The organism is Parasphingorhabdus sp. (assembly GCF_036963705.1).
Taxonomy (GTDB): Bacteria; Pseudomonadota; Alphaproteobacteria; order Sphingomonadales; family Sphingomonadaceae; genus Parasphingorhabdus.
The window spans coordinates 1-7,076 of sequence record NZ_JBALUT010000099.1 but is presented as its reverse complement, the minus strand read 5'-3'; the positions used below and the strand labels follow the sequence as shown (position 1 = coordinate 7,076).

7 protein-coding genes are annotated in these 7,076 nt (G+C 57.5%); 4 read left to right on the top strand and 3 right to left on the bottom strand.

The window, feature by feature from the left end; genetic code table 11:
• Together V7680_RS14445 and V7680_RS14440 are read left to right on the top strand one after the other, a co-directional pair.
• Positions 1-1,317: NAD(P)H-dependent flavin oxidoreductase (locus V7680_RS14445; protein WP_335653968.1), on the top strand; the 1,317-nt coding region annotated here is incomplete at its 5' end.
• A gap of 1 nt (position 1,318) precedes the next feature.
• Entirely contained in the window at positions 1,319-1,780 is a 462-nt protein-coding gene (locus V7680_RS14440) for a GNAT family N-acetyltransferase (protein ID WP_335653967.1), read from the top strand.
• 51 nt (positions 1,781-1,831) lie between these two features.
• Here the strand turns inward: V7680_RS14440 and V7680_RS14435 are convergent, their stop codons facing one another.
• Positions 1,832-3,148, bottom strand: a complete 1,317-nt coding sequence (locus V7680_RS14435) for an ammonium transporter (protein WP_335653966.1) — start codon at positions 3,146-3,148, stop codon at positions 1,832-1,834.
• Positions 3,149-3,249: 101 nt separating this feature from the next.
• A complete protein-coding gene (locus V7680_RS14430; protein WP_335653965.1) occupies positions 3,250-4,248 on the bottom strand; it encodes a 2-hydroxyacid dehydrogenase in 999 nt (332 codons plus the stop codon).
• Positions 4,249-4,357: 109 nt separating this feature from the next.
• On the opposite strand from V7680_RS14430, the gene V7680_RS14425 reads away from it, so the two are divergent.
• Positions 4,358-4,834 carry an SH3 domain-containing protein gene (locus V7680_RS14425; protein ID WP_335653964.1) on the top strand — a complete coding sequence of 159 codons (477 nt, stop codon included), beginning with the start codon at positions 4,358-4,360 and terminating at the stop codon, positions 4,832-4,834.
• Between the two features lies 1 nt (position 4,835).
• Here V7680_RS14425 and V7680_RS14420 read toward each other — a convergent pair whose 3' ends face one another.
• Positions 4,836-6,026, bottom strand: a complete 1,191-nt coding sequence (locus V7680_RS14420; protein WP_335653963.1) for an acetyl-CoA C-acyltransferase — start codon at positions 6,024-6,026, stop codon at positions 4,836-4,838.
• Between the two features lie 150 nt (positions 6,027-6,176).
• Here V7680_RS14420 and V7680_RS14415 point away from each other — a divergent pair, with 150 nt between their 5' ends.
• Complete coding sequence (locus V7680_RS14415) at positions 6,177-6,938, top strand: prepilin peptidase (protein WP_335653962.1); 762 nt, start codon at positions 6,177-6,179, stop codon at positions 6,936-6,938.
• Positions 6,939-7,076 lie beyond the last annotated feature (138 nt).

Sequence of the window (7,076 nt, the reverse complement as noted above, 5' to 3'; positions counted from 1 at the left end):
CACGCTAGTTCGGGAGCCTGGGCGGCTGCCGGCGGTATCGGCACAGTGTCCGCGGTCAACGCGGACAGCTATGACGAACATGGCAATGTCATCCCGCAAATCTATCACGGTCGCAAGCGCGAGGAGCGCCATCAGGAACTGGTCCAATATGCGATCGACGGCGCGGTCACGCAAGTCAAACAGGCCTATGAAATTTCCAACGGCAAGGGCGCGATCAATATCAATGTGCTTTGGGAAATGGGCGGCGCTCAACAAGTATTGGAAGGCGTGCTCGAACAGACCAAAGGCATGATCGCCGGCGTAACCTGCGGCGCAGGCATGCCCTACAAACTGTCCGAAATTGCCCAGCAATATAACGTAAATTATCTGCCGATCATCAGCTCCGCCCGCGCTTTCCGGGCGCTGTGGAAGCGGGCCTATAAGAAGGTTCCTGATCTGATGGCAGCGGTGGTCTACGAGGATCCGTGGCTGGCGGGCGGTCATAACGGCCTGTCCAATGCAGAGGATCCCAGGAAACCGGAAGATCCCTATCCACGGGTCAAGGACCTGCGCGAGACAATGCGCGCTGAAGGTATCTCCGACAGCGTGCCGATCATCATGGCTGGCGGCGTCTGGCATTTGCGCGACTGGGAAAACTGGATCGACAGCGAAGAGCTGGGTCAGATTGCATTCCAGTTCGGCACCCGGCCTTTGCTTACGAGAGAAAGCCCGATTCCGCAAAGCTGGAAGAGCGAGCTTACCAAGATCAAGGAAGGGGATATTCTCCTGCATAAATTCTCACCGACCGGTTTTTACAGTTCAGCCGTTCGCAACGAATTTCTGCGCAGCCTGGAATCCCGGTCGGAACGCCAGATCCCTTATTCGACGGAGAAAGCAGGTGAACATACCCACCAGCTCGACGTCGGCATCAAGGGCAAGAATTTCTGGGTGACCCGCAACGATCTGCTTCGTGCGCGTGAATGGGATGGCCTCGGCTTTACCATGGCGATGAAAACGCCTGACAACACGCTGATATTTGCTACGCCCGAAGAGTCGAAGATGATCCGCAAGGATCAGGCGGACTGCATGGGCTGCCTGTCGCATTGCGGTTTCTCGGCCTGGAAAGACCATGATAATTGGAGCACCGGACGGCTTGCCGATCCGCGCAGTTTCTGCATCCAGAAAAGTCTGCAGGAAATCGTCCATGGCGCACCGGTCGAGGAACATCTGATGTTTGCTGGCCATGGCGCTTTTAATTTTGGTACCGATCCATTCTACTCCAACGGCTTTGTCCCGACGGTGCAGCAGCTGGTGGATCGCATCCTCACCGGCGACTAAATTGGAAATCCGACTCGATGATTTAAGCGGCCAGCAGGTTCAGGACTTGCTGGCTGCGCATCTCGTCGGGATGCAGGAAAACTCGCCCCCGGAAAGCGTTTACGCGCTCGATCTGAGCGGATTGCGGACTCCCGATATGTCGGTTTGGACGGCCTGGGATCAGGGCCAATTGCTGGGCGTCGGTGCGCTCAAGCATCTTTCCGATGGCCAAGGCGAGATTAAATCGATGCGCACCGATCCGTCCCATCTGCGCAAAGGCGCAGGTCTGGCCATTCTCGATCATATAATCTCGGAGGCGCGGAAACGGGGCTATCTGCGATTGAGTCTGGAAACGGGCTCCGGTTCGGAATTCGAAGCTGCGCTAGGCCTCTATCGCAAACGGGGTTTCACCAACGGCGAGCGGTTCGGTGACTATGAGCCTACCGAATTCAACCAGTTTTTGCATTTGGGTTTGATCGGCTAGCTCAGTTAGCAGCGATAGTCTTTCTCCCTTGAGGGAGAAGGAGCGTTTCCCTCAATCCAGATCCCACGCCCGTTCGCCATGGTTGGAAATATCCAGACCATCGCGTTCGTCGTCTTCGCTGACCCGCATCGGTAGAATGAAGCTGATACCAAAGCCGAGGATCGCCGTGGCAACCGCTGACCAGATGGCGACCGCGCCGACACCGATGAGCTGGGCAACAAACTGGCTGCCAAAAGCCATGCCTTCGCCGTATCCGATCCCGCCAAAACTCTCCGAGATGAACAGCGCAAGCATTAGGCTACCAAGGATTCCGCCGACGCCGTGGACCGCGAAAACATCGAGGCTATCGTCGATCTTGAAACCGTTTTTCACTAAGCCGACTGCCATGAAGCAAACGATTGAAGCCACAACGCCGATGATGATCGACGCGCCTGGGCCGACATAGCCGGCTGCAGGGGTGATCGTCGCCAAGCCTGCAATCGCTCCGGTAGCGACGCCAACCGCAGTTGGCTTCCCAACTTTGAATTTCTCAATCAATATCCAGACCAGAGCGGCAGTGGATGCGGCTATATGGGTGTTGATGATTGCAGCCGATGCATCGTCGGTCGCGGTTAAAGCGGAACCGCCATTAAAGCCGAACCAGCCGACCCAGAGCATCGCAGCGCCAGCAACCGTCAGGGCAGGGCTGTGCGGCAACATCAAGGTTCTGGGCCATCCCATGCGCTTGCCGAGCATGATCGCGACAACCAAAGCGGAAACGCCTGCTGTAGTGTGCACAACGATACCACCAGCAAAGTCGAGCACGCCAAGATTGCTGAGCCATCCGCCACCCCATATCCAGTGGGTCACCGGAGCGTATACGACGAGCAGCCAGAGTGCTGAAAAGGCGACCACCCAGCCGAAGCGGGCGCGCTCAACCCACGCGCCGATCATCAGCGCAGGGGTGATCACCGCAAAGGTCATCTGGAACAGGGCAAAGGTGGATTCAGGGATCGCTGTGCCTTCCCGGACATTCCCGAGATTTCCGAACATCCAGTTGAGGCCGTTACCCAGAAACCCGTTGGTTACCTGACCGAAAGCCAGCGTGTAACCGACGACAATCCAAAGAACGGAGCAGATTCCCGCTACCGCCATGCACTGGATCAGCACCGAGAGGAAATTCTTGGAACGAACAAGGCCGCCATAAAATAGCGCCAGACCTGGGAGGGTCATGAACAGGACCAGAGCGCTGGAAGTCAATATCCAGGCGGTGTCGCCGCTATTGGCGACATCGGTGGTGGCAGGATCGATAGCTTGCTGTGCGTAAAGCGGGGAAGCAGCCCAACCGGCCGCCAGTAAAACACCCAACGATTTAACCAGATATTTCATGATATTCCCCGTCGCCATAATCTTTTTACGCCCGCTCGCTGTTGCGAATCAGAATTGTACAAAAGTCCTAGTCGAGACCTGTAAGGGACTCAACGGAAAGCTTAAACCCAGCCGTCCAACACCTGATCCGGTGGACGGTGGCCGTCGGCCCAGACGCGGATATTGGTAATCACCCGTTCACCCGATGCCTCTCGGCCCTCGAATGTTGCGCTGCCCATATGGGGAAGCAGCACGGTATTTTTCAGTTGCAGAAAACGCGGATCGACATCCGGTTCCCTCTGATAGACATCAAGTCCGGCACCACCGATTTTTTCGTTTTCCAGTGCTTTGATCAACGCGTCCTCATCGATAAGATCACCACGCGCAGTGTTGATCAGATATGTGGAGGGCTTCATCTGACCGATCCGCTCGGCGTTGATCATTTCATGAGTTTCCGCCGTATGCGGGCAGTGGAGCGAGATGATGTCGCATTCGCGGATCAGATCCTCGAGATCGGCGACGAAACTGGCGCGCAGCGATTCTTCTACAGCTGGCGGGAGTTGCCGGCGATTATGATAGACGATCGACATGCCAAACCCGGATGCACGGCGGGCAACGGCCTGGCCGATACGGCCCATGCCGATGATGCCCAGCTTCTTGCCGCCGATGCAATGGCCGAGCATGCCGGATGGTTTCCAGCCCTCCCATTGGCCCGAACGCATCAGCTTCTGACCCTCGGACAGACGGCGCGGCACCGATAATATCAGCGCCATGGTCATGTCCGCAGTGTCTTCGGTGAACACCCCCGGCGTATTCGTGACGATGATCTTCTTTGCCCGCGCGGCTGCGAGGTCAATATGATCGACTCCGGCGCCAAAACTGGCAATCATGCGCAACCGGTCGGGTGCATTCGCAATCATTTCCGCATCGATATGGTCGGTCACGGTGGGGACCAACACATCGCAATCGGCCATCGCGGCAATCAGGTCGTCGCGGGAAAAAGGCGTGTCTGCGCGATTGGGCACGGCATCAAACAGTTCGCACATGCGATCCTGATTGGCATCCGCCAATTCGCGAGTGATGATGACACGGGGATTAGCTGGGCGTGATGAGTCTGGCATAGGCAATCGCTATGCCCTAATTTTGCTACAGGTCAAGCAGGCGGCGCTTGAAGCGGACCTTGGTTTCGGGCTATGCAGGGACCAATCGGGGAATGAGTAACCTATCATCATGCGTATTCTGGCTTTCATTCTTGTTGCGGCTTCGGGCCTATCTCTTTCTGCACCCGCTGCAGCTCAGCAAGAACCACCTTATTGGGCTTCGATCGACGAACCGGAAGCGCGGATGCGAACGGGACCGAGCACGGAATATCCCACCATGTGGATCTACAAGCGCGAGAAGCTGCCGGTGAAAGTGCTTGCCCGCTACAAATCATGGCGGAAAGTCGAAGATCATGAAGGTACGCAAGGCTGGATGCACGCGCGTCTGCTCAGCGCATCAAGATCGGGCCTGGTGCTCGCGACCAGCGGAAAGCCGGTCGCGATGCGCGCATTACCAGATGCCAATGCCAAGGTAATCTGGCTGGCCGAACCCGGTGTGGTTGGCAGCCTGACCTTGTGCGAAAAAAGCTGGTGTCTGTTCGATGTCACCGGTCGTCAGGGTTATATAAATATCACCGACGTCTGGGGCGATGAACCGCTGAAATAGATCAGTCGATCAGTTCCAGCGCTACCGCTGTCGCTTCGCCGCCGCCGATGCACAATGCGGCGACGCCTTTTTTCAGACCGCGCTTTTTCAATGCCGCTATCAAGGTCACCATGATTCGCGCGCCGCTGGCGCCGATCGGGTGGCCCAACGCAGTTGCTCCGCCATTGACGTTCAACTTGTCGCGGCTGATGCCCAGATCCTGCATCGCGAACATGGCGACGCAAGCGAAGGCTTCGTTGACTTCCCAGAGGTCGACATCGGCAACCGACCATCCAGCCTTGTCGAGCAGTTTCTTGATCGCGCTAACCGGCGCGGTTGTAAATTTGGAGGGAGCGTGGGCATGGGCGGCATGGGCCACAATCCGTGCAACTGGTTTCAGACCCTTTGCATCTGCAACGCTGGCCCGGGTAAGGACCATGGCGGCCGCGCCGTCGGAAATGGAGGAAGCGTTTGCCGCGGTGATCGTCCCATCTTTGGCGAAGGCAGCGCGGAGCTGTGGGATTTTGTCCGGATTGCCCTTGAGCGGCTGTTCGTCCTTATCGACCGTGACGTTCCCCTTGCGGGTTTTGACTTCCACGGCGACGACTTCGTCATCAAAGGCGTCGCCTTCGACTGCGGCCTTGGCGCGGGCGAGGGACTCGATCGAATATTCGTCCTGGGCTTCACGGGTTAGCTGATATTCGCCGACGGTTTCTTCGGCAAAGCTGCCCATAGCCCGTCCGGGTTCATAGGCATCTTCCAGGCCATCGAGAAACATATGATCCTTGGCTTCGGCGTGACCGAGCCGCGCGCCGCTGCGCATCTTGGGCAGCAAATAAGGCGCATTGGTCATGCTTTCCATGCCGCCGGTAACGATGATGTCGATCGAACCCGCCGCGAGGGCTTCGGCGCCCATGATCGCAGCCTGCATACCGGACCCGCACATTTTATTGACCGTGGTTGCCTCGACCGATTGCGGCAAGCCGGCAAAAATCGCTGCCTGACGGGCAGGGGCCTGGCCTTGGCCGGCGGACAGGACGTTGCCCATATAGATACGTTCGACATCTCCACCGGAAACTCCAGCGCGTTCGACGGCGGCTTTCACTGCGACAGCACCGAGATCAGCGGCGCTGACTTCGCCTAACGCGCCTTGCATGCCACCCATTGGTGTGCGGGCATAAGAGAGTATGACGATCGGATCGGAATTGGACATGGATTGGCCTTTCTGTGTCTGTTGCGCAGCTCCGAGCGTACGCGAATCTTGACAAGCACATAGGCGCGGCATCCGGCTTTTTCAATTGCGCCATTGAATAGCAGGGCCGGTCGTGGCAATCGAAAGCTGAAATCTTCATTGGAGCGCTTGTTGCCCGCTTTTCTCTTGCCGATAGCCGGTATCCTTCTGGGCCTGATCATCGGGAGCTTTCTCGCTACTCTAATCGTCAGATGGCCCGAAGGCCGTTCGGTCATCGCCGGTCGTTCTTCTTGCGACGATTGCGGGCACCTGTTGCAAGTCTGGGAGCTGATCCCCTTGGTCAGCTTCCTTCTCCAATCGGGCAAATGCCGGCAATGTGGTGCGCCCATTGCCAAAGACCATATCGCGATAGAGCTGGCGGCCGGGTTGATTGGCGGCCTTGCCCTGTCCGCTGCACCGAGCGCAACAGGGTTGGCGGGCGCGGTTTTCGGTTGGCTTTTACTTGCACTCGCCGCTCTCGACGTAAAGCACCACTGGTTGCCGGACCGGTTGACCGCGATGCTTGCGATTTCGGGGCTTCTGGCGTGTTTTTTGCTGGTGCCTCCACCAATATATGATCGACTTGTCGGCGGGCTGGCAGGATTTGTCTCGCTGACCGTTGTAGCGAGGATATATAAAATGGTCCGGGGACGAGAAGGCCTTGGCGGCGGTGATCCGAGAATGCTGGGCGCGATCGGCTGCTGGCTGGGCTGGTCGGCGCTGCCACTGGTCATGCTGGGTGCCAGTCTGGCGGGTATCCTTGTGGCGGTTTCATGGAGATTACGCGGTGAAAATGTTGCAGCGGACAGCATCCTGCCGCTCGGTAGCCTGATGGCGTTAGCTGCCTTCCCGCTATGGCTTTATCAGACCGCGAGTGGTGGCTTGGCATACTGATTTTCCGATGCTTGCGCTTTCACCCGAAAAAGCCGTTGCCAGCGCATGGCCTCTTCGCTAACAGAGCCTCGATTTCGCTGATCGTCGATTGACGCAGCCAAAGAGCCCCTGTGGTGGAATTGGTAGACGCGCTGCACT